Annotated in this window: 21 protein-coding genes; 13 read left to right on the top strand and 8 right to left on the bottom strand. The window is 60.3% G+C overall.

The genetic code is table 11. The features are described from left to right. The first annotated feature begins 55 nt into the window (after positions 1-55). The 9 genes from mdcA (at position 56) to madM (ending at position 7,301) form a co-directional block, all read left to right on the top strand. Entirely contained in the window at positions 56-1,726 is a 1,671-nt protein-coding gene (gene mdcA, locus ACIOVB_RS16255; RefSeq protein WP_401269338.1) for a malonate decarboxylase subunit alpha, read from the top strand. After that, entirely contained in the window at positions 1,726-2,598 is an 873-nt protein-coding gene (locus ACIOVB_RS16250; protein WP_401269336.1) for a triphosphoribosyl-dephospho-CoA synthase, read from the top strand. Before mdcA ends, ACIOVB_RS16250 begins: the two co-directional genes overlap by 1 nt. Beyond that, on the top strand, positions 2,598-2,897 hold the full coding sequence (locus ACIOVB_RS16245) for a malonate decarboxylase subunit delta (protein ID WP_007913697.1): 300 nt from the start codon (positions 2,598-2,600) through the stop codon (positions 2,895-2,897). Before ACIOVB_RS16250 ends, ACIOVB_RS16245 begins: the two co-directional genes overlap by 1 nt. After that, positions 2,890-3,741, top strand: coding sequence for a biotin-independent malonate decarboxylase subunit beta (locus ACIOVB_RS16240; protein WP_401269333.1), 852 nt, complete (start codon positions 2,890-2,892; stop codon positions 3,739-3,741). Before ACIOVB_RS16245 ends, ACIOVB_RS16240 begins: the two co-directional genes overlap by 8 nt. Next, positions 3,738-4,523, top strand: coding sequence for a biotin-independent malonate decarboxylase subunit gamma (gene mdcE, locus ACIOVB_RS16235; protein WP_401269330.1), 786 nt, complete (start codon positions 3,738-3,740; stop codon positions 4,521-4,523). The genes ACIOVB_RS16240 and mdcE overlap by 4 nt, the downstream gene beginning before the upstream one ends. Beyond that, entirely contained in the window at positions 4,517-5,137 is a 621-nt protein-coding gene (locus tag ACIOVB_RS16230) for a malonate decarboxylase holo-ACP synthase (protein WP_401269327.1), read from the top strand. Before mdcE ends, ACIOVB_RS16230 begins: the two co-directional genes overlap by 7 nt. Next, a complete protein-coding gene (gene mdcH, locus ACIOVB_RS16225) occupies positions 5,134-6,054 on the top strand; it encodes a malonate decarboxylase subunit epsilon (protein WP_401269324.1) in 921 nt (306 codons plus the stop codon). Before ACIOVB_RS16230 ends, mdcH begins: the two co-directional genes overlap by 4 nt. Before the next feature lie 64 nt (positions 6,055-6,118). Beyond that, the gene (gene madL / locus ACIOVB_RS16220) at positions 6,119-6,535 is read left to right on the top strand and encodes a malonate transporter subunit MadL (protein ID WP_401269322.1); all 417 of its coding nucleotides are present in this window, start codon (positions 6,119-6,121) and stop codon (positions 6,533-6,535) included. 1 nt (position 6,536) lies between these two features. Beyond that, positions 6,537-7,301, top strand: a complete 765-nt coding sequence (gene madM / locus ACIOVB_RS16215) for a malonate transporter subunit MadM (RefSeq protein WP_401269319.1) — start codon at positions 6,537-6,539, stop codon at positions 7,299-7,301. A 111-nt stretch (positions 7,302-7,412) separates the two neighbouring features. On the opposite strand, the gene ACIOVB_RS16210 is transcribed toward madM, so the two are convergent. Beyond that, complete coding sequence (locus ACIOVB_RS16210) at positions 7,413-8,327, bottom strand: LysR substrate-binding domain-containing protein (RefSeq protein WP_095187015.1); 915 nt, start codon at positions 8,325-8,327, stop codon at positions 7,413-7,415. A gap of 210 nt (positions 8,328-8,537) precedes the next feature. Here ACIOVB_RS16210 and ACIOVB_RS16205 point away from each other — a divergent pair, with 210 nt between their 5' ends. Next, complete coding sequence (locus ACIOVB_RS16205; protein WP_401269315.1) at positions 8,538-9,155, top strand: hemolysin III family protein; 618 nt, start codon at positions 8,538-8,540, stop codon at positions 9,153-9,155. A 186-nt stretch (positions 9,156-9,341) separates the two neighbouring features. On the opposite strand, the gene ACIOVB_RS16200 is transcribed toward ACIOVB_RS16205, so the two are convergent. Together ACIOVB_RS16200 and ACIOVB_RS16195 are read right to left on the bottom strand one after the other, a co-directional pair. After that, a complete protein-coding gene (locus ACIOVB_RS16200) occupies positions 9,342-10,061 on the bottom strand; it encodes a 16S rRNA (uracil(1498)-N(3))-methyltransferase (protein WP_401269313.1) in 720 nt (239 codons plus the stop codon). A 205-nt stretch (positions 10,062-10,266) separates the two neighbouring features. After that, entirely contained in the window at positions 10,267-11,673 is a 1,407-nt protein-coding gene (locus ACIOVB_RS16195) for an adenosylmethionine--8-amino-7-oxononanoate transaminase (RefSeq protein ID WP_401269311.1), read from the bottom strand. A 222-nt stretch (positions 11,674-11,895) separates the two neighbouring features. Here ACIOVB_RS16195 and ACIOVB_RS16190 point away from each other — a divergent pair, with 222 nt between their 5' ends. After that, a complete protein-coding gene (locus ACIOVB_RS16190) occupies positions 11,896-13,665 on the top strand; it encodes a flavin monoamine oxidase family protein (RefSeq protein ID WP_401269309.1) in 1,770 nt (589 codons plus the stop codon). A gap of 375 nt (positions 13,666-14,040) precedes the next feature. Here ACIOVB_RS16190 and ACIOVB_RS16185 read toward each other — a convergent pair whose 3' ends face one another. Then, on the bottom strand, positions 14,041-14,538 hold the full coding sequence (locus ACIOVB_RS16185; RefSeq protein ID WP_401269308.1) for a hypothetical protein: 498 nt from the start codon (positions 14,536-14,538) through the stop codon (positions 14,041-14,043). Positions 14,539-14,872: 334 nt separating this feature from the next. Here ACIOVB_RS16185 and ACIOVB_RS16180 point away from each other — a divergent pair, with 334 nt between their 5' ends. Together ACIOVB_RS16180 and ACIOVB_RS16175 are read left to right on the top strand one after the other, a co-directional pair. Then, a complete protein-coding gene (locus ACIOVB_RS16180; RefSeq protein WP_401269305.1) occupies positions 14,873-15,424 on the top strand; it encodes a cytochrome b in 552 nt (183 codons plus the stop codon). Between the two features lie 31 nt (positions 15,425-15,455). Beyond that, entirely contained in the window at positions 15,456-16,049 is a 594-nt protein-coding gene (locus ACIOVB_RS16175; protein WP_401269302.1) for a YceI family protein, read from the top strand. A 67-nt stretch (positions 16,050-16,116) separates the two neighbouring features. On the opposite strand, the gene ACIOVB_RS16170 is transcribed toward ACIOVB_RS16175, so the two are convergent. From ACIOVB_RS16170 to ACIOVB_RS16155, 4 genes are all read right to left on the bottom strand, one after another. Continuing rightward, entirely contained in the window at positions 16,117-17,997 is a 1,881-nt protein-coding gene (locus ACIOVB_RS16170; protein ID WP_401269299.1) for a DEAD/DEAH box helicase, read from the bottom strand. Positions 17,998-18,218: 221 nt separating this feature from the next. Then, a complete protein-coding gene (locus ACIOVB_RS16165) occupies positions 18,219-19,031 on the bottom strand; it encodes an ABC transporter substrate-binding protein (protein WP_187679007.1) in 813 nt (270 codons plus the stop codon). 147 nt (positions 19,032-19,178) lie between these two features. Continuing rightward, positions 19,179-20,024, bottom strand: a complete 846-nt coding sequence (gene metF, locus ACIOVB_RS16160; protein WP_401269295.1) for a methylenetetrahydrofolate reductase [NAD(P)H] — start codon at positions 20,022-20,024, stop codon at positions 19,179-19,181. Between the two features lie 174 nt (positions 20,025-20,198). Continuing rightward, positions 20,199-20,923, bottom strand: a 725-nt coding sequence (locus tag ACIOVB_RS16155) for an adenosylhomocysteinase (RefSeq protein WP_401269292.1), incomplete at its 5' end; no start/stop codon positions are given.

Here is a 20,923-nt window from a genome sequence, read left to right as displayed (position 1 = left end):
CCTCCACCCCACACGCCTAACTTAGCTCCACGACAGCGAACCCCGTGGAGTGAGCATGACAACAACAATTTCCCCCGACTCGCGCTGGACGCGGCGGCGTGACGAGAAGCAGCGTCGCCTCGACAAGGTGCGCGGGCTGGCCGACGGTGTGGTGTTGCCCACCGACAAGATCGTCGCCGCGCTCGAAGCGCTGATTCATCCCGGCGACCGAGTGGTGCTGGAGGGCAACAACCAGAAGCAGGCGGATTTTCTTTCTCGCTCGCTGGCCAAGGCTGATCCCGAGAAGCTCCACGACCTGCACATGATCATGCCCAGCGTCGGCCGCTCCGAGCACCTCGACCTGTTCGAACGCGGCATTGCCCGCAAACTCGATTTCTCCTTCGCCGGCACCCAGAGCCTGCGCATCAGCCAGTTGCTTGAAGACGGCCTGCTGGAAATCGGCGCGATCCACACCTACATCGAACTCTACGCCCGGCTGGTGGTGGACCTGATCCCCAACGTCGTGCTCTCGGCCGGTTTCATGGCCGACCGCGCCGGCAACATCTACACCGGCCCGAGCACCGAAGACACCCCGGCGCTGATCGAACCGGCCGCGTTCAGCGACGGCATCGTCATCGTCCAGGTCAACCAGTTGGTCGACGACGTCAGCGAATTGCCCCGTGTGGATATTCCGGCATCGTGGGTCGATTTCGTCGTGGTGGCCGACAAGCCCTTCTACATCGAACCGCTGTTCACCCGCGACCCACGGCACATCAAGCCTGTGCACGTATTGATGGCGATGATGGCGATCCGCGGGATCTACGAAAAACACAACGTGCAGTCGCTCAACCACGGCATCGGTTTCAACACCGCGGCCATCGAACTGATCCTGCCGACCTACGGCGAATCCCTCGGCCTCAAAGGCAAGATCTGCCGCAACTGGACGCTCAACCCGCACCCGACGTTGATCCCGGCGATTGAGAGCGGCTGGGTCGAAAGCGTGCATTGTTTCGGCACCGAACTGGGCATGGAAAACTACATCGCCGCGCGCCCGGACGTGTTCTTCACCGGCCGCGACGGCTCGCTACGTTCCAACCGGATGTTCTGCCAACTGGCCGGGCAATACGCGGTGGATCTGTTTATCGGCGCGACGTTGCAGGTTGATGGCGATGGCCATTCCTCGACCGTCACCCGTGGCCGTCTCGCCGGTTTCGGCGGCGCGCCGAACATGGGCCATGACCCGCGTGGCCGCCGTCACGGCACGCCGGCATGGCTCGATATGCGCCACGACGACTCGCCGCAACCGATGCTCGAACGCGGCAAGAAACTCGTGGTGCAAATGGTCGAGACCTTCCAGGAGGGCGGCAAACCGACCTTCGTCGAAACCCTCGACGCGGTGGAAGTGGCGAAGAAAAGCGGCATGCCGCTGGCGCCGATCATGATCTACGGCGACGACGTCACCCACCTGCTCACCGAAGAAGGCATCGCCTATCTGTACAAGGCGCGTTCGCTGGAAGAGCGCCAGGCGATGATCGCCGCTGTTGCCGGCGTCACCGCCATTGGCCTGCGCCACAACCCGAAAGACACCGAACGCATGCGCCGCGAAGGCTTGATCGCCTTGCCCGAAGACCTCGGCATCCGCCGCACTGACGCTACCCGCGAACTGCTGGCGGCGAAAAGCGTGGCCGATCTGGTCGAGTGGTCCGGCGGCCTCTACAACCCGCCCGCCAAATTCAGGAGCTGGTAATGCACGCACTTAACCTGCAAGCGAAACCGATTTCCCTGGCCGAGCGATTGGCGGACATGGCGGTGGATGCGTTGATCGACGAAGCGGATCTGTCGCCGAAACCGGCGCTGGTCGACCGTCGTGGCAACGGCGCGCACACCGATCTGCACTTGGGCCTGATGCACGCCTCGGCGCTGTCGTTGTGGCCGGCGTTCAAGGAGATGGCCGAAGCTGCCATTGAAGTCGGCGAGATCAATCAAACGCTGCGTGAAAGCATTGGCCGCATCGGCCGTGAAGGCGAGCAAGCGATGCTCGCGACCACCAACGGCGTGAACACTCATCGCGGTGCAATCTGGGCCTTGGGCCTGTTGGTGACCGCCGCCGCGCTCGAAGCGAAATCCACGGGCGCCAACGCCGTCACCCTGCGCGCTGCACGTCTGGCGCTGCTCGATGATCGTTTTGCACCTCGTCCGCTCAGCCACGGTGCACAAGTCGCCCTGCGTTACGGCGCTCGCGGCGCCCGAGAGGAAGCGCAACTCGGCTTCCCGTCCGTGCTGCAACGTGGTTTGCCGCAACTTAAGCGCAGCCGCGCAAACGGCCACGGCGAACAGAATGCCCGGCTCGACGCCTTGCTCGCGATCATGACTGACCTGGCCGACACCTGCGTGCTCTACCGCGCCGGCGAACAAGGCCTGCTAGCCATGCAACACGGCGCGCAAGCGGTGCTCGACGCTGGCGGCAGCGCCAGCCTCAGCGGTCGCCGGCGCCTGCATGAACTCGATCAACAACTCATCGCATTGAATGCCTCGCCCGGTGGCGCCGCCGACTTGCTCGCCGCCACGCTGCTGCTCGACCGAATCGAGTGCGACGGCACCTTTCAGGGAGCGTTTTGATGGAAACCCTATCGTTTGAATTCCCCGCCGGGCAGCCGCCTCGCGGTCGGGCGCTGGTCGGTTGTGTCGGCTCGGGTGATCTGGAAGTGCTGATCGAACCGGGGCTGGCCGGCAAGTTGACGATCAACGTGCAAACCTCGGTCAACGGCGCACAGCTGCGCTGGCAGCATCTGTTTGCGCGGATGTTCGACGGCACCACGCCGCCAGCCATGGCCATCGATATCCACGATTTCGGCGCGACGCCGGGTGTGGTGCGTTTGCGCCTGGAACAAGGTTTCGAGGAGATCGGCCATGACTGACAGCGCAGCGCTTCTCCATAAACACAGCTTCGTCGAACTCGGCGCGCGGCAACGGGCGAAAGCCTTGCTTGATGCCGGCACCTTCCGCGAATTGCTCGACCCGTTTCAACGCGTCATGTCGCCGTGGCTTGAACGCCAGGGCGTGGTGCCGCAATCCGATGACGGCGTGGTGATCGCCAAGGGCAGCCTCGACGGTTTGCCGGTGGTGATCGCGGCCATCGAAGGCGCGTTTCAGGGCGGCAGCCTTGGCGAAGTCGGCGGGGCGAAGATTGCCGGTGCACTGGAACTGGCCGCCGAGGACAACCGCAACGGCATTCCGACCCGCGCCGTGTTGCTGCTGGAAACCGGCGGTGTGCGGCTGCAGGAAGCCAATCTCGGCTTGGCGGCGATTGCCGATATTCATGCGGCGATTGTCGATTTGCAGCAATACCAACCGGTGGTGGGTGTGGTCGCGGGCAGCGTCGGCTGTTTTGGCGGCATGTCGATTGCCGCAGCGCTGTGCAGCTATTTGCTGGTGACCCAGGAAGCACGCCTGGGCCTGAATGGCCCGCAGGTGATCGAGCAGGAAGCCGGGATCGAGGAATACGACTCCCGCGACCGGCCGTTTATCTGGAGCCTGACCGGTGGCGAGCAGCGTTTTGCCAGTGGCTTGGTGGATCGGTTTGCCGCCGATGATGTGGCGCAGATTCGTCAGCAGGTCGGCGAGTTGCTGCAACAAGGCTTGCCAGCCCAACCGCGCAGTCAGCGGGCCGAGTGGTTCCTGCAACGGCTGGCCAGCCTGGACACTGACAAGCAAATCGAGCCTTCGGTGGTTCGCGATCTGTATCAAGGAGAGCGCTCATGAGTGGTTGTTCATTGCGCGGTTTGAACTGGTTCAACGCGTTGAGCGCGGGCGCGAAAGCTGTAGAAGGTTTGCCGCCCTCGTTGAAGGTTGCCGATGCTGAACTCGGGCGTTTTATCGCCGTGGTCGCTGACCCTGACAACCGTTTCCCCCGTGCCCGTAACGGCGAAGTCGGGTTGCTGGAAGGCTGGGGCCTGGCCAAAGCCGTCGACGATGCGATCAACGCTGACCGCGACAAACCACAAAAGCGTCCACTGATTGCCATCGTCGATGTACCGAGCCAGGCCTACGGCCGTCGCGAAGAAGCCCTAGGCATTCATCAGGCGCTGGCCGGTGCGGCGGACAGTTATGCCCGCGCACGCCTGGCCGGGCATCCGGTGATTGCGCTGCTGGTGGGCAAAGCCATGTCCGGTGCGTTTCTCGCCCACGGCTATCAGGCCAACCGCTTGATCGCCCTGCGTGATCCCGGCGTGATGGTGCATGCGATGGGCAAAGCATCGGCGGCGCGGGTGACTTTGCGCAGCGTCGAAGAACTCGAAGCACTGGCCGCCAGCGTGCCGCCGATGGCCTATGACATCGGCAGTTACGCCAGCCTCGGGCTGCTTTGGGAAACCCTGTCGGTGCAGCAGATCGAACAGCCGACAGCCGAGGATCTGACACGAGTGACCGATTGCTTGAAACAAGCCATCAGCGATGTCACTGGCAATGATTTGAGCAATCGTCTCGGTGCGAAAAATCGTGAAGCGTCCAGTCGCGTTCGTGAACTGTTGAGGGCGCAGTGGTGAATACGCCTCTGGCCCACGACCTGCTCTGGGGCATGACCCCGGCGCAGCTACCGGCGGATGCGCCGCAGTGGGCAGTCGAGTCGCTCAGCGCCGGGCAACCGGTGGTGGTGCGCCGTGCGTTAAGTGCTGAGGGTTTTGTCGCCGTGGGCGTGCGCGGTGTGTTGCGCGAGCAACGCTTGGCGGCGTTCATGGCGCTTGATTCGATTGGCTGTCGTGTCAGCCCCGAGGCGCTTTGTCGGGTCGACAGCGAGCGTGATCTGCCGGCCCTGCGTGCGCTCAAGCAACTGCGGCCGATGCTCGATGATTGCGGTTGGGTCTGGGGTGTCAGCGGCAGTGCCGGATTTGAACTGGCCAGTGGTTTTGCGGCGATGCATGAGGGCAGCGATCTCGATCTGATCCTGCGTACACCGCAACTGATGACCCGCAATCAGGCGCGCAAACTGGTGGCGCTTTTCGATCAGGCAGTGTGCCGGGTCGACATGCAATTGCAGACGCCGTTCGGCGCCGTAGCCCTGCGTGAATGGGCCAGCACTTCGGCGCGGGTGCTGCTGAAAAACGCGCATCAGGCGTGTCTGGTTGCTGATCCATGGAACCCGCAGGAGCAGGCAGCATGAGCAGTCTGTTGGTGTTCCCCGGTCAGGGCGCGCAGCAACCGGGCATGCTCCAGCGTTTGCCTCGGGAAACGTTGACCGAGGCCAGTGATGTGCTGGGTGAAGATGTCTTGCTGCTTGATTCTGCCGACGCGCTGCGCAGTACAAGGGCGGTGCAGCTCTGCCTGCTGATCGCCGGTGTCGCGGCTTCGCGACAGTTGTTGCAGGACAGTTTGAACGCGGACTATGTCGCCGGCCTGTCCATCGGTGCTTACCCCGCAGCGGTGGTGGCCGGGGCCTTGAGCTTCAGTGATGCGCTGCATCTGGTCAGCCTGCGCGGTGAGTTGATGCAACAGGCTTATCCACAGCGCTTTGGCATGACCGCGATCATCGGTCTGCAACTGTCCACAGTCGAAACCTTGCTGGCGCAAGTTCACAGCGCCGTAACGCCGGTTTATCTGGCCAATATCAACGCCGATAACCAGGTGGTGATTGCCGGCAGCGACAAGGCGATGCAAGCGGTGGCCGAACTCGCGCGCAGCCGTGGCGCGGGTCTGGCGAAACGTCTGGCGGTCAGCGTGCCGTCGCACTGTCCGCTGCTGGAAAAACCGGCGCAAACCCTCGCCGAAGCCTTCGCCAAAGTACAACTGCAAGCCCCGAAAATCGCCTACCTGAGCGGCAGCCGCGCGCGCCCGGTAATCAAGGTCGATGCCCTGCGCGATGACCTCGCGTTCAACATGTGCCGCGTCGTGGATTGGCGCGGCACCGTGCAAAGCGCCTACGAGCGCGGCGTGCGGCTACAGATCGAACTGCCGCCCGGTGCGGTGCTGACCGGGCTGGCGCGCCGGGTGTTCGAGCAAGGCACCGTCACTGCCTTCGACAGTGCTCGCCTCGACACCCTGCAGGCGCTGTTGCGTGAGGAGGGAAGCCGCCGAACCTAAAACGCCGACTCAAGCTTCGAACAACAAAAACAACATTCGACGATGCACTTTGAGGACTACAACAATGATTATTTACGGTGTGGCGCTGCTGGCGATCTGTACGCTGGCAGGGGTGATCATGGGCGACATGCTCGGCGTGTTGCTGGGCGTCAAATCCAACGTCGGCGGGGTCGGCATCGCGATGATCCTGTTGATCTGCGCGCGGTTGTGGATGCAGAAACGCGGCGGCATGACCAAGGAGTGCGAGATGGGCGTCGGCTTCTGGGGCGCCATGTACATTCCGGTGGTGGTGGCGATGGCCGCGCAACAGAACGTCGTCACCGCGCTGCACGGCGGCCCGGTGGCGGTGCTGGCGGCGATCGGTTCGGTGGTGATTTGTGGTTGCACGATTGCCTTGATCAGCCGCACCCACAAGGGCGAACCGTTGCCCGACGAACCGGCGGAAATCTCCCCGGTCGGCACGCCGGTAGGGGGTCGCTGATATGTGGGATCTCATCGAAAAAGGTCTGGAACATAACGGTCTGATCACTGCCTTCGCTTTTGTCGGCGTGATCATGTGGGTGTCGGTGGTTCTCTCCAAGCGCCTGACCTTCGGACGCATTCACGGCTCGGCGATTGCCATCGTCATCGGTCTGGTGCTGGCGTGGGTCGGCGGCACCATGACGGGCGGGCAGAAAGGTTTGGCGGATCTGACGCTGTTCTCCGGCATCGGCCTGATGGGCGGGGCAATGCTGCGTGATTTCGCGATTGTTGCCACCGCGTTTGAAGTGCAGGCGACCGAGGCGAAAAAGGCCGGGATGATCGGGGTGATTGCGTTGTTGCTGGGCACGATCCTGCCGTTCATTGTCGGCGCGAGCATGGCCTGGGCGTTTGGTTATCGCGATGCGGTGAGCATGACCACCATCGGTGCTGGCGCGGTGACCTACATCGTTGGCCCTGTGACCGGTGCGGCGATTGGTGCGAGTTCGGATGTGATGGCGCTGTCGATTGCCACCGGGTTGATCAAGGCGATTCTGGTGATGGTCGGCACGCCGGTCGCGGCGCGCTGGATGGGCCTGGATAACCCGCGTTCGGCGATGGTGTTTGGCGGGTTGGCCGGGACGGTGAGTGGTGTGACTGCCGGGCTGGCGGCGACGGATCGGCGGTTGGTGCCTTATGGGGCGCTGACGGCGACGTTCCACACCGGGCTTGGATGCTTGCTTGGGCCTTCGTTGTTGTTCTTTATTGTTCGCGCGATTGTTGGCTAGGTTCGGGTTTTGAGTCGTCTGGGCTGACGCCTTCGCGAGCAGGCTCGCTCCCACAGGGAAATGCATTCCAACTGTGGGAGCGAGCCTGCTCGCGAAGGAGACGACTCGGTCTCAAGCCTGCCGATTGGCATACATCCGACACTCCGCCAGCAACGCCAGCAAATTCGGATCGCGCTCCTTGGCCTTCAGAAACACCACGCCAATGTGCTGCTGCAACCGGTACTTCTCCTGCAACGGAATCAGCTTCACCCGATTCTCATACACCGCCGCAATCCTTCCTGGCAGCAACGCATAACCCACGCCGGAACTGACCATGCTCAACAGCGTGAAGATGTCATTCACCTGCATCGCCACCTTCGGTTCGAACCCAGCCTGCTTGAACACCCGGTTACCGTCCTGATGGGTGGCGAAGCCTTGGGTCAGGGTGATGAAGGTTTCGTCGCGAACTTCTGCCAGATCGACTTCACTGCGCTGGGCGAACCGTGAATCTGCTGGCGTGGCGAGGAAGATGTCGTCGGAGAACAGCGCAATCTGCTCGCAGTCCGGGTCGTTGATGCTGTCGTCCAGCGACACCAGGATCGCGTCCACTTCCATGTTTTTCAGCTTGTAGAGCAGGTCGATGTTCGAGCCGAGGATGAGGTCGATGTTGAGTTCGCTGCGGCGGATCTTCAGGCCCATGATCAGTTGCGGCACGGTCTTCACCGTCAGCGAGTACAGCGAGCCCAGCTTGAAGCGTTCTGCGGAGAACCCGGCGGCTTCGCGGGTCAGGCGCACGCTTTCGACCACGTCCTGAATCAGCTTCTGTGCGCGTTCTTCCAGCACATAGGCACTTTCCAGCGGCGTCAGGTTGCGCCCTTCGTGTTTGAACAGCGGGCAGCGCAGGGCGCTTTCCAGCGAATGAATCGCGCGGTGCACGCTGACGTTGCTGGTCTGCAACTCCGCAGCGGCGCGGGCCAGATTGCCGGTGCGCATGAAGGCGAGGAACACCTCGAGTTTTTTCAGGGTCAACTCTTCGTCGATCAACATGGCGCGGACTCTTTTTGGAATGCGTCGATTGTGCCTTGAAGATCAAAAGATCGCAGCCTTCGGCAGCTCCTACCTTTGGAATGCGAGCTTCCTGTAGGAGCTGCCGAAGGCTGCGATCTTTTGATCCTGAGGTTGAACAGAAACATTGCGCTTTTACGCTCAAGGCCCGAGCCTTGTGCGCTGCGGTAACGAATTTGAGGTGAGCGATACATGTATCACGGGGAACGATTGAACGCCTGGACGCATCTGGTCGGGGCGGTGGCGGCTTTTATCGGTGGGGTGTGGATGCTGGTGATTGCCAGTCTGGATGGCAGTCCCTGGAAGATTGTCAGTGTGGCGATTTACGCCTTTACCTTGCTGGTGCTCTATAGCGCATCGACCGTGTACCACAGCGTGCGCGGGCGCAAGAAAGCGATCATGAAGAAGGTCGATCACTTTTCGATCTACCTGCTGATCGCCGGGAGTTACACGCCGTTCTGTCTGGTGACCCTGCGCGGGCCGTGGGGCTGGACGTTGTTCGGGATTGTCTGGGGGCTGGCGCTGATCGGTATTCTGCAAGAGATCAAACCGCGCTCCGAGGCGCGGATTCTGTCGATTGTGATCTACGCGGTGATGGGCTGGATTGTGCTGGTGGCGGTCAAGCCGTTATTGGCGGCACTGGGCACCACCGGTTTCGCCTGGCTGGCCACGGGCGGGGTTTTGTACACCGTGGGGATTATCTTTTTTGCCCTGGATCACCGATTGCGGCATGCGCACGGGATCTGGCATCTGTTTGTGATTGCCGGGAGCTTGCTGCACTTTGTGGCGATTATGTTTTACGTCTTGTAGACCGAATCATCCCCAATCCCCTGTGGGAGCGAGCCTGCTGGCGAAGGCATCAGTCCAGCCGATGCTGATGTTGGCTGATACACCGCTTTCGCGAGCAGGCTCGCTCCCACAGTAGATATCCAGTGAACACAACATTTGTGCACACCCAAGATGTCTTGTGGGAGCTGGCTTGTCAGCTATGGCGCCCTAGAAATCACCCCAAAGTTGCTGGGCCACCGCCAGTGCAACCACCGGCGCAGTCTCGGTACGCAACACTCGCGGCCCGAGGCGGGCCGCGTGGAACCCATTGCCTTTGGCCTGCTCGACCTCGGCGTCGGACAAGCCACCCTCCGGCCCAATCAGAAACGCCAGCGTCGAAGGTTTTGCATGGCTCACCATCGGCTCAGCCACTGGATGCAGTACTAGCTTCAGATCAGCTTCAGTCTGCTTGATCCAGTCTGCCAACAGCACCGGCGGATGAATCACCGGCACCCGCGAGCGCCCGCATTGCTCACAAGCGCTGATCGCCACTTGGCGCCAGTGGAGCCGGCGTTTGTCGGCGCGTTCGTCCTTCAGGCGCACTTCGCAGCGCTCGCTGAAGATCGGCGTGATTTCAGTGACGCCCAGTTCGGTGGCTTTCTGAATCGCCCAGTCCATTCGCTCGCCACGGGACAGGCCTTGGCCGAGGTGGATTTGCAGCGGCGATTCGATCTGACCGGCAAGTTGCTCGTCGATCTGCACGACGACGCGTTTCTTGCCGACTTCCACCAGCGATCCGCGAAACTCATGGCCGGAGCCGTCGAACATCTGCACCGCATCGCCCTCGGCCATGCGCAGCACGCGGCTGATGTAATGCGCCTGGGCTTCCGGCAATTCGTGTTGGCCGGTGCTCAGCGGGGCGTCGATAAAGAAGCGGGACAGTCTCATTTCGGGTCTCTAAAAAATGGCTCATAGTCGCTGTGGTACAGAGCTTATGTGGCGAGGGGATTTATCCCCGATGGGGCGCGGAGCGCCCCCAAAATCAGCAACCGAGTTCTTCAGTTGAAAAGTGCGATCAGGGATTGGGGCGGCTTCGCCACCCATCGGGGATGAATCCCCTCGCCACAGGGTTCTAGTCAAACCATCAATCCAATCAGCCCGGATCACGGAATCCGGGATGGAAATCTTTCGGCACCGCCACGCTGACGCTCTCACGCGTAGCGATGTCGATGCCTTCGCTGGCGACGTCGGCGAGGAAGTCGATCTGCTCCGGGGTGATCACGTACGGCGGCAGGAAATACACCACGCTGCCCAGCGGACGCAGCAACGCGCCACGCTCCAGCGCATGCTGGAACACCTTCAAGCCGCGACGTTCCTGCCAAGGGTAGGCCTCTTTGCTGGCTTTATCCTTGACCATCTCGATGGCCAGCACCATGCCGGTCTGGCGCACTTCCGACACGTTCGGGTGATCGACCAGGTGCGCGGTGGCCGACGCCATGCGTTGGGCGAGCGCCTTGTTGTTCTCGATCACATTGTCCTGTTCGAAGATATCCAGCGTCGCCAACGCAGCCGCACAGGCCAGCGGGTTGCCGGTGTAGCTGTGCGAGTGGAGGAAGGCGCGCAGGGTCGGATAGTCGTCGTAGAACGCGCTGTAGACCTCGTCGGTGGTCAGGCACGCCGCCAGCGGCAGATAGCCGCCGGTCAGGGCCTTGGACAGGCAGAGGAAGTCCGGACGGATACCGGCCTGTTCACAGGCGAACATGGTGCCGGTGCGGCCAAAGCCGACGGCGATTTCGTCGTGGATCAGGTGCACGCCATAACGGTCGCAGGCTTCGCGCAGCAGCTTGAGATACACCGGGTGATACATGCGCATGCCGCCGGCGCCCTGGATCAACGGTTCGACGATCACGGCTGCAACGCTGTCGTGATTCTCAGCCAGTGTCTGTTCCATCGCCGCGAACATATTGCGCGAGTGTTCTTCCCAGCTCATGCCTTCGGGGCGCAGGTAGCAATCCGGGCTCGGCACCTTGATGGTGTCCATCAGCAGGGCTTTATAGGTTTCGGTGAACAGCGGCACGTCACCGACTGCCATCGCCGCCATGGTCTCGCCGTGGTAGCTGTTGGTCAGGGTAACGAAGCGCTTCTTGTTTGGCTGGCCGCGATTGAGCCAGTAGTGAAAGCTCATTTTCAGCGCGACTTCGATGCAGGACGAACCGTTATCGGCGTAGAACACCCGGTTCAGGCCTTGCGGCGTCATCTTTACCAGACGCTCGGACAGCTCGATCACCGGTTGATGGCTGAAACCGGCGAGAATCACGTGCTCCAGTTGATCGACCTGATCCTTGATGCGCTGGTTGATTCGCGGGTTGGCGTGGCCGAACACGTTGACCCACCAGGAGCTGACCGCGTCGAGGTAGCGCTTGCCTTCGAAGTCTTCGAGCCAGACGCCTTCGCCGCGCTTGATCGGGATCAGCGGCAGCTGTTCGTGGTCTTTCATCTGGGTGCAGGGATGCCACAGCACCGCGAGATCGCGTTGCATCCACTGGTTATTCAGGCCCATTTTCAGTCTCCTCGAGGCGGCTCGCGTCAGGCGCGGGCGAACAATCGCGCAAGCCTATGCAATGCATCGCGCGGGGACAACCCATTGTGTCGATTGAGCTACTTTGTATGAGCCGATAGACGTCGCTGGCGGCGTTTTGATGGCTAACGTATTCTTCGCGGTTCTTTGGGTCGTCTGACCCGCAAAACTGCTTTTTCCTATGTGTTTTCCGGAGTTCGCTGAATGTCTGTCGGTTGGCTGCGCGCCTGTGCGCTGGTGATGTTGGGGCTGTTCAGCGTTACGGCGCTGGCCAAGGATAAAACCGCAATCGTGATCGGTGGCGGCCTTTCGGGTCTGACCGCTGCTTATGAGCTGCAAAACAAAGGCTGGCAGGTGACGCTGCTGGAAGCCAAGCCAGGCATGGGCGGTCGCTCGGGCATGGCCACCAGCGAATGGATCGGCAACGACAAGACGCAGCCGGTGCTGAACAAGTACGTCTCGACCTTCAAACTGGGCACCACGCCGGCACCGGAATTCGTGCGCACCCCGGGTTATCTGATCGACGGCGAGTATTTCTCCGCCGCTGATCTGGCGACCAAGCAACCGGCCACTGCCGATGCCTTGAAGCGCTACCAGAAAACCCTCGATGATCTGGCGCGTTCTATCGACGATCCGCAAAACCCGGCGGCGACCAGCACCCTGCACGCGCTGGACCAGATCAACGTGTCGAACTGGCTCGACAAGCAAAACCTGCCAGCCACTGCGCGCCAGTTGATCAACCAGGACATCCGCACCCACTACGACGAACCATCGCGTCTGTCGCTGCTGTATTTCGCCCAGCAGAACCGCGTCTATCGCGGCATCTCCGACCGTGACCTGCGCGCCTCGCGTCTGGTCGGCGGCAGCCAGGTGCTGGCGCAGGCCTTCGTCAAACAGATCAAGACCATCAAGACCAACTCACCGGTATCGGCCATCAGCCAGGACAAGGACGGCGTGACCGTCAAGGTCGGCAGTGTCGGTTATCAGGCCGATTACGTGGTGTTGGCCGTGCCGCTGCGTGCGCTGAGCAAGATTCAGCTGACGCCTGCGCTGGATGCCCAGCATATGGCGGCGATCAAGGGCACCAACTACGGCTGGCGCGACCAGATCATGTTGAAGTTCAAGACGCCAGTGTGGGAAAGCAAGGCGCGTATGTCCGGCGAAATCTACAGCAACGCAGGTCTGGGCATGCTCTGGATCGAGCCGGCGCTGAAGGGCGGCGCCAACGTGGTGATCAACCTGTCCGGCGACAACTCCCGTGTGATGCAGGCGTTCGGCGACAAGCAGATGGTCGATCAGGTGCTGATCCGTCTGCACGCGTTTTATCCACAGGCCCGTGGCTCGTTCACCGGTTATGAAATCCGTCGCTACAGCACCGACCCGTCGATGGGCGGCGCTTACCTGGCCTACGGCCCGGGCCAGATCAGCAAGTTCTGGCGTATCTGGGAACGTCCGCTGCAACGCGTAGCGTTCGCTGGCGAACACACCGACACCTTGTACCCGGGCACGCTGGAAGGCGCTCTGCGCACTGGTCAGCGTGCGGCCAGTCAGGTTGAAGATCTGGCGGCAGGCAAGTCGTTCGAACCGGCCAAAGTGGTGCCGGCCGCCGCAGCGGCAGGCGCGGCGGGTGCCGTGGCGGCGAAGAAGGGCAACTTCTTCAGCAACCTGTTCGGCGGTTCGGATGACGACAAGAAGCCAGAGCCAGCCAAGGCCCCGGAACCGGCTCCAGCGCCAGTAACTCCAGCGCCTGCGCCAACCCCTGCAGCTGCACCAGCTCCGGTGGAAGCACCGAAACCAGCGGCCCCGGTAAAAGCCGAGCCAGCCAAGAAAGCAGCGGCCAAGCCTGCGGCGAAGAAGCCGGCAGCCAAGACCGAAGCGAAAAAAGCTCCGGCAAAACCGGCGGCAAAAAAGGCTGAACCGGCGAAGAAACCCGCGGCCAAGCCTGCTGCAACGACAGAGACCAAGGCGCAGTAAGCCTTCGCTTCAATAAAAAACGCGGCCAAATGGGCCGCTTTTTTTTTGCAATTAAACCTCCACACTTATCTCTGCTGTGCAGTCTCGAGGCTTACCTCTGCATAGGAAGTTTCCCACATAGTATTCAGAGCGAAATGATAGCGGGCACGCGATCTCAAATTTTATGCTTGGATAAATTGGAGGTGACCCGCTATGAAAATACTTACGATACTGCTCGTGTTATTGACACTTTCCGGCTGTGCAAATGGCCGTTTTTTTCCGGGCGGATATAGTTCGGAGCTTGCTCACAAATGCAAGATAGACCCTTATAGCGCAGATTGTTTACAGCCGCCGGCTGTTCTCAAGAACTAATCGAAGATGACAGTGCCGGGCCTGTTAGAAATCCCAATCGTATACTTTCGTACCGTCCGGTAAGTTTCTCAGCCATCTTTCCTTTGGCTTTGAGCTTCGTCCTGGGGTAAAGCCAAAGCGCGCCCAGCGTGGACTGCCGGTGCGTTGATCATAGATGACCAGGTTGCCATCATCCTGAATAGTCATACATGTGTGGTACCAGAGGGATTTGTCAGTGGTGTGAGTACTTTCAGCGATCCAAAGGCGGCGTCTGGACGGATCATAAAGAAAGCCGCTATTGCTGATGACGAACTGCAGAGGATCGCGCATGCGTTTCTGATGCAAGGTTTTACTGTAAGGCTGATTTCCATCTGCCACCCAGATTAATGTTTCACCCTCCTTGATCACCAGATTTCCATCGGCCTGTAAGATCAAACGAAATCGACCGTTATCGGATTGCAGATATTGAGGCGCAGACATTGTTTGATTGGCAGGTAGTGTTGATGATCCACTTGCTTGAAACGGCGTATATCGAAGAGCCATGGTTGTATACCTGATCAATAAGTAATGGAGTCGTTATTTGATCAGGCTTGAAGGTGCAATGAGCTATACATAGTTATTGATTGAAAATTTAGCTGTTTGCGGTCTTCCGTAAAGCCGCCTGCCGAGTTCAATACCCCGTATCGCGCCTGATCAGCTAGTAAAAATCGACCAGTCTGTCCCAAGCGCGATGCGGCAAAATCGCCTTTAATCTTTCCTTAACGCATCACTTCCAGACTCTTCATCGTATTTCTCGATATTTCAAAGCGAAATTTTCCGCTTTAATTCGATAGATAACTCGCTAGTCTTGGTTCGCAGTTCTCACAGGATTTGGGCAATGCAGCTACGTAACTCTTCTTCGCGCTATGGTTGGGTCAGCATCTTCATGCACTGGGGCGTGGCGCTGGTGGTCTTCGGACTGTTCGCGCTGGGTCTGTGGATGGTTGGGCTGGATTACTACAGCAGCTGGCGCAAAGACGCGCCGGATCTACACAAGAGCATCGGTCTGGTGCTGCTGGGTGTGATGGTGTTGCGGGTGTTGTGGCGCTTTATCAGCCCACCGCCGCCAACGCTGCAAAGCTACAGCCGCATGACTCGTATCGGCGCCAGGTTCGGCCACGGGTTTCTGTATGTAGGGCTGTTCGCTGTGATGCTTGCCGGTTACCTGATTTCCACCGCAGACGGTGTCGGGATTCCGGTGTTTGGCCTGTTTGAAGTTCCTGCACTGGTTTCCGGGCTACCGGATCAGGCAGATACCGCTGGGGTGATTCATCTCTGGCTGGCGTGGGCGCTGGTAATTTTTTCCGGTCTCCATGCGTTGGCAGCATTGAAGCACCACTTTATCGATCGTGATGCGACCCTCACTCGAATGCTGGGTCGCAAAGCCTGAAGTTCAACCTCGACTCAAAGGAAAAGAAAGCATGTTGAAAAAGACTCTGGCCGCTCTGGCAATCGGTTCTGCCGTGCTGTCCGCCAACGTAATGGCCGCTGACTACACCGTCGACAAAGAAGGTCAGCACGCCTTCGTTGACTTCAAGATCAGCCACCTGGGCTACAGCTTCATCACCGGTACTTTCAAAGACATCGACGGCAAGTTCAGCTTTGACGCTGCCAAGCCTGAAGACAGCAAAATCGAGTTCAACGTCAATACCGCCAGCGTATTCACCAACCATGCCGAGCGCGACAAACACATCGCCAGCGCTGACTTCCTGGACGTGAGCAAGTTCGCCAAAGCGACCTTCGTCTCTACCAGCGTCAAGCCAACCGGCAAGAATGCCGACGGCAAGGTCACTGCTGACGTGACCGGCGACCTGACCTTTCACGGCGTGACCAAGCCAATCGTGGTCAAGGCCACTTTCCTGGGTGAAGGCAAGGATCCATGGGGCGGCTACCGTGCCGGTTTCGAAGGCACTACCAGCATCAAGCGCTCTGATTTCGGCAAGATGATGGTTCTGGGTCCACAGTCCGATAACGTCGATCTGTACATCACGTTTGAAGGTGTCAAAGCGAAATAACTTTCGCGACGGATAAAAAAATGCCCCTGATCTCGCGATCAGGGGCATTTTTTATGGCTGCGTTAAATCAGCGGTTGCGGGTCAGCAACGCTGGTTTCTCGCCGCGCGGACGGCCTGGCAGTTGATCAAGTTGCTCAGGAGTCGGGAAACGATCGGTTTTTGACTCCTTGTGAATGATCTTCGGTGCCGGGCCGCGCGGATTTTGCACGGCAGGTTCCGAACGCGGCTGGTCGTCGGTGCGAGCCGGGCGACGGTTGCGGGACTCTTCGCGACGGGCCTGGCCGTCACGTGGAGCACCGCTGCGCGGGCCGTTGCGCTTGGCCGGCGGAGTGCCGGTGGTGGCGCCATCGCTGCTGCGTGGGCCGCTTTGACGACCCTGAGGCTTACCGCTGCCGCTGCGCGGAGCACCTGCACCCGCTGTCGTGCCTTGTGCCGGAGCACCCGGACGGCGACCACGGCCCTGAGCCGGTTTGGCTTGAGGAACGTAATCAACGCGGTTACCGAAGTTATCGACATCGTCGTCGAGGAACTCGTCCGGTGCACGATCGGCAGCGGCGCGTGGCGGCTGCGATGGCTGACGCTGTTCACGGGCCGGGGTGCCTTCGCGCGGCTTCTGCTGACGGGCAGGACGCTCGCCACGTTCGCCGGCCGGTTTTTCCTTGCCCTTGTCCTTGCCTTTGTCTTTACGACCGCCGCCACCGCCGCCGCCATTCGGGCCGTCGCCGCGTGGGCCGCGAGGATTGCGCGGGTTGCGCACGTCCGGACGCTCACGTACTTCAGGCTTCTCGGCTTCAATGGTGCTCGAGTCGAAGCCCATCAGGTTGCCATCGGCAATCTTCTGCTTGGTCATGCGCTCGATGCTTTTCAGCAGCTTTTCTTCGTCCGGTGCTACCAGCGAGATCGCCTCACCCGAACGACCGGCGCGGCCAGTACGGCCGATACGGTGTACGTAATCTTCATCGACGTTCGGCAGTTCGAAGTTGACCACGTGTGGCAACTGGTCGATGTCCAGACCGCGAGCGGCGATGTCGGTCGCTACAAGAATGCGCACTTCGCCAGCTTTGAAGTCGGCCAGGGCTTTGGTGCGGGCGTTCTGGCTCTTGTTGCCGTGGATCGCCACAGCCGGCAGGCCGTGCTTGTCCAGGTACTCGGCCAGACGGTTGGCGCCGTGCTTGGTGCGGGTGAACACCAGCACCTGTTCCCAGGCGCCGGCGGTGATCAGGTGCGCCAGCAGTGCACGCTTGTGGCTGGCCGGCAGACGGAACACACGTTGCTCGATGCGCTCGACCGTGGTGTTCGGCGGCGTCACTTCGATGCGTTCCGGGTTGTGCAGCAGCTTGCCGGCGAGGTCGGTGATGTCTTTGGAGAACGTTGCCGAGAACAGCAGGTTCTGACGCTTGGCCGGCAGACGCGCGAGGACTTTCTTCACGTCGTGGACGAAGCCCATGTCGAGCATGCGGTCGGCTTCGTCGAGCACAAGAATTTCGACGTGGGACAGATCGACACTGCCTTGGCCGCACAGGTCGAGCAAACGACCCGGGCAAGCAACGAGGACGTCAACGCCACGGGACATGGCCTGAACCTGCGGGTTCATGCCGACGCCGCCAAAAATGCAGGCGCTGACGAATTTCAGGTCACGGGCGTAGATCTTGAAGCTCTCGTGAACCTGGGCCGCGAGTTCGCGGGTCGGGGTCAGGACCAGTACGCGTGGTTGGCGCGGGCCGTGACGCTGGGATTTGTCCGGGTGACCGTTGGGGAACAACCGCTCCAGAATCGGAAGGGCGAAACCGCCGGTTTTACCAGTACCTGTCTGAGCCGCAACCATCAGGTCGCGACCTTGCAACACGGCGGGAATGGCCCGCTGTTGCACCGGAGTAGGCTCGGTATAGCCCGCATCTTCGATGGCGCGGACTAAAGCCTCGGAGAGACCGAGGGAAGCAAAGGACATGAGTAATCCTGTTTTAGTTAGGGCTTGGCCCAATGGGAGTCTTGCCTGGCGCGAATAGCGTTTAATAGGACGCAATCCCGTCCGGTCCTGCTGCGGTTCCGAAGGCACGTCTGGAGTGCTCGCGCGGGCTGAAAGCTGCGCTGTAGCGGGTCGAGAGGCCTGTTACGGTTCCGGGCGTCCGGGCGTGAGCCTGGCGGGAACGCCGGAGTATAACAGAGCAATCACTGCGCGCTGCTTTCCTGCTGCTCAACGGTTTTGCTGCTCGCCGAGACATTCCCCAGTGGCGTGGCTCCGGTTGGCGCTGCGCCATAACGCGCGCTCAGCTCGGCATAGGCCGGTTCACGCTTGAATCGCTTGAGCTCGGCGCCAAAACGCTGCACCAGTAAATCCATACCAGCATTGCGCCGAACCGCAAGAAATTGGCTCTGACGGCTAATGACAGTGGGGTTTTCGCTGATCTGGTCACGGATATTCAACTGATCGAGCAAATGCTGGCCGACGCGTCGATCAGTAATCAGCAAATCGATGCGCCCGCGCACCAGTTTTCCGAAATTGGCTTCGTGGGTCGGCGCCGGTTCGCGGGTGAACAGAGTCGATTCGCTGAAGTCGGGGCTGTACAGATAACCCGGAGAGGTGCCGATGGTCAGGCCTTTTAGCTCTTCAAGTGTGCTGAACGGGTGCGGCCGGTCGTTGGCGTAGAACATCACGAACTCGACGTCCGACAGCGGTTCGCTGGGGTAGAGCAGGGTGGCGTCGCGCTCGTCGCTGTGAAAAATGTCCAGTGCGCCATCAGCCTGACCGGTTTCAAGCATCGACAGACAACGCTTCCATGGCAGGAATTGCCATTCGACCTCAATGCCCAGGCGCTTGAACACGATGGCCGTGGTTTCGTAGTCCAGCCCGAGGTTCTTGCCGTTCTCCTCATAGACATAAGGCGCCCACGGCTCGGTGACAATACGCAACTTCTCGCCCCGAGCGGCGAAGCTCAGGCAAGCAAAAACCAGCACGGCGAATAACTGCGTGATCAAAGGCATGGCTTGAGATTACGACGAGAAACCGCAAAGAGCCAGAAAGTGACAGCACAAGCTCTAATTCGGGGATTCAAACGCAAAAAATCGCAGCAACAACAACCCCTGTAGGAGTTGCCGAAGGCTGCGATCTTTTGATCTTGCTTGTAGCGTTTAGCGCGGCAACTTCAGGTTATTCCAGATCGCCAGGCTAGGTTCGGCCTGGTTCATGGAATAGAAGTGCAGCCCTGGTGCGCCGCCCTGAAGCAGGCGTTCGCACATTTCGCTGACGACTTGCTCGCCAAAGCGCTGAATGCTTTGGCTGTCGTCGCCGTAGGCTTCCAGTTGCTTGCGAATCCAGCGCGGGATTTCCGCACCGCAGGCATCGGAGAAGCGCGCGAGTTTGCTGTAGTTGGTGATCGGCATGATCCCCGGCACCACCGGAATATCCACGCCCAGCGCCAGCAAACGGTCGACGAAGTAGAAGTAGCTGTCGGCGTTGAAGAAGTACTGGGTGATCGCGCTGTCGGCGCCGGCGCGGGCCTTGCGCACGAAATTGGCGAGATCGTCTTCGTAATTGCGCGCCTGCGGATGCATCTCCGGGTAAGCGGCAACTTCGATGTGGAAATGATCGCCGGTTTCTTCACGAATGAATTCAACCAGTTCATTGGCGTGACGCAGCTCACCGCTGGTCATGCCCATGCCGGACGGCAGATCACCACGCAGGGCGACGATGCGCTTGATGCCGGCAGCCTTGTACTCGTTCAGCAGGCCGCGCAGGTCGTCCTTGCTGTCGCCGACGCACGACAGGTGCGGTGCGGCGGGTACTTTGACTTCGCTTTCCAGTTGCAAAACGGTGTTGAGGGTGCGATCACGTGTCGAACCACCAGCGCCATAGGTGCAGGAGAAGAAATCGGGATTGTACGTTGCCAACTGACGGGCAACGTTGAGCAGCTTTTCATGCCCAGCATCGGTCTTGGTCGGGAAGAACTCGAAGCTGTAGCGACGGTCTTGGGACATGGTCATACCCTTGGAAACACGTAAGCCGGACGCTGCACCCCTGTAGGAGCTGCCGCAGGCTGCGATCTTTGAAAATCAAAAGATCGCAGCCTGCGGCAGCTCCTACACAGAGCGGTCAGCAGCGCCAGTCAGGCAACGCGGTGCGCCAGGCACACCGCGTTGACGCTCAGCCAATCAGTAGCGGTAAGCGTGCGGCTTGAACGGGCCTTCGACGGTCACGCCGATGTAGTCAGCCTGTTGCTTGGTCAGTTGAGTGACCACGCCGCCGAAGCCGCGAACCATTTCCAGGGCCACTTCTTCGTCGAGTTTCTTCGGCAGTACTTCAACGGTCAGACGCTCGGCTTTCTGGGCTGGCGGCAGGTCGGCGTACTTCTGGCCAAACAGGAAGATCTGCGCCAGAACCTGGTTGGCGAACGAACCGTCCATGATGCGGCTCGGGTGACCCGTGGCGTTGCCCAGGTTCACCAGACGGCCTTCGGCCAGCAGGATCAGGTAGTCGTCGTTCTGTGCGTCGAACGCGCCAGCACCGGTACGGTGGATCTTGTGTACCTGTGGCTTCACTTCTTCCCATGCCCAGTTCTTGCGCATGAAAGCAGTGTCGATTTCGTTGTCGAAGTGACCGATGTTGCAGACAACAGCGCGCTTCTTCAGGGCTTTGAGCATGTTGGAGTCGCAAACATTGACGTTACCGGTGGTGGTCACGATCAGGTCGATCTTGCCCAGCAGCGCTTTGTCGATGCTTGCTTCGGAACCGTCGTTGATACCGTCGATGAACGGCGAAACCAGTTCGAAACCGTCCATGCACGCTTGCATGGCGCAGATCGGGTCAACTTCGGAAACTTTAACGATCATGCCTTCCTGACGCAGGGACTGAGCCGAGCCCGTGCCCACGTCACCGT

It is taken from the genome of Pseudomonas sp. NPDC087639, assembly GCF_044743385.1.
GTDB lineage: Bacteria > Pseudomonadota > Gammaproteobacteria > Pseudomonadales > Pseudomonadaceae > Aquipseudomonas.
The sequence above is the reverse complement of the archived record's forward strand: the minus strand, read 5'-3'. Positions and strand labels throughout refer to the sequence as shown.

What these genes read in the sequence shown, in the direction of transcription:
- mdcA (WP_401269338.1), top strand. Translation starts at nt 56, where the DNA reads ATGACAACAACAATTTCCCCCGACTCGCGCTGGACGCGGCGGCGTGAC.
- ACIOVB_RS16250 (WP_401269336.1), top strand. Translation starts at nt 1,726, where the DNA reads ATGCACGCACTTAACCTGCAAGCGAAACCGATTTCCCTGGCCGAGCGA.
- ACIOVB_RS16245 (WP_007913697.1), top strand. Translation starts at nt 2,598, where the DNA reads ATGGAAACCCTATCGTTTGAATTCCCCGCCGGGCAGCCGCCTCGCGGT.
- ACIOVB_RS16240 (WP_401269333.1), top strand. Translation starts at nt 2,890, where the DNA reads ATGACTGACAGCGCAGCGCTTCTCCATAAACACAGCTTCGTCGAACTC.
- mdcE (WP_401269330.1), top strand. Translation starts at nt 3,738, where the DNA reads ATGAGTGGTTGTTCATTGCGCGGTTTGAACTGGTTCAACGCGTTGAGC.
- mdcH (WP_401269324.1), top strand. Translation starts at nt 5,134, where the DNA reads ATGAGCAGTCTGTTGGTGTTCCCCGGTCAGGGCGCGCAGCAACCGGGC.
- madL (WP_401269322.1), top strand. Translation starts at nt 6,119, where the DNA reads ATGATTATTTACGGTGTGGCGCTGCTGGCGATCTGTACGCTGGCAGGG.
- madM (WP_401269319.1), top strand. Translation starts at nt 6,537, where the DNA reads ATGTGGGATCTCATCGAAAAAGGTCTGGAACATAACGGTCTGATCACT.
- ACIOVB_RS16210 (WP_095187015.1), bottom strand. Translation starts at nt 8,327, where the DNA reads ATGTTGATCGACGAAGAGTTGACCCTGAAAAAACTCGAGGTGTTCCTC.
- ACIOVB_RS16205 (WP_401269315.1), top strand. Translation starts at nt 8,538, where the DNA reads ATGTATCACGGGGAACGATTGAACGCCTGGACGCATCTGGTCGGGGCG.
- ACIOVB_RS16200 (WP_401269313.1), bottom strand. Translation starts at nt 10,061, where the DNA reads ATGAGACTGTCCCGCTTCTTTATCGACGCCCCGCTGAGCACCGGCCAA.
- ACIOVB_RS16195 (WP_401269311.1), bottom strand. Translation starts at nt 11,673, where the DNA reads ATGGGCCTGAATAACCAGTGGATGCAACGCGATCTCGCGGTGCTGTGG.
- ACIOVB_RS16190 (WP_401269309.1), top strand. Translation starts at nt 11,896, where the DNA reads ATGTCTGTCGGTTGGCTGCGCGCCTGTGCGCTGGTGATGTTGGGGCTG.
- ACIOVB_RS16185 (WP_401269308.1), bottom strand. Translation starts at nt 14,538, where the DNA reads ATGGCTCTTCGATATACGCCGTTTCAAGCAAGTGGATCATCAACACTA.
- ACIOVB_RS16180 (WP_401269305.1), top strand. Translation starts at nt 14,873, where the DNA reads ATGCAGCTACGTAACTCTTCTTCGCGCTATGGTTGGGTCAGCATCTTC.
- ACIOVB_RS16175 (WP_401269302.1), top strand. Translation starts at nt 15,456, where the DNA reads ATGTTGAAAAAGACTCTGGCCGCTCTGGCAATCGGTTCTGCCGTGCTG.
- ACIOVB_RS16170 (WP_401269299.1), bottom strand. Translation starts at nt 17,997, where the DNA reads ATGTCCTTTGCTTCCCTCGGTCTCTCCGAGGCTTTAGTCCGCGCCATC.
- ACIOVB_RS16165 (WP_187679007.1), bottom strand. Translation starts at nt 19,031, where the DNA reads ATGCCTTTGATCACGCAGTTATTCGCCGTGCTGGTTTTTGCTTGCCTG.
- metF (WP_401269295.1), bottom strand. Translation starts at nt 20,024, where the DNA reads ATGTCCCAAGACCGTCGCTACAGCTTCGAGTTCTTCCCGACCAAGACC.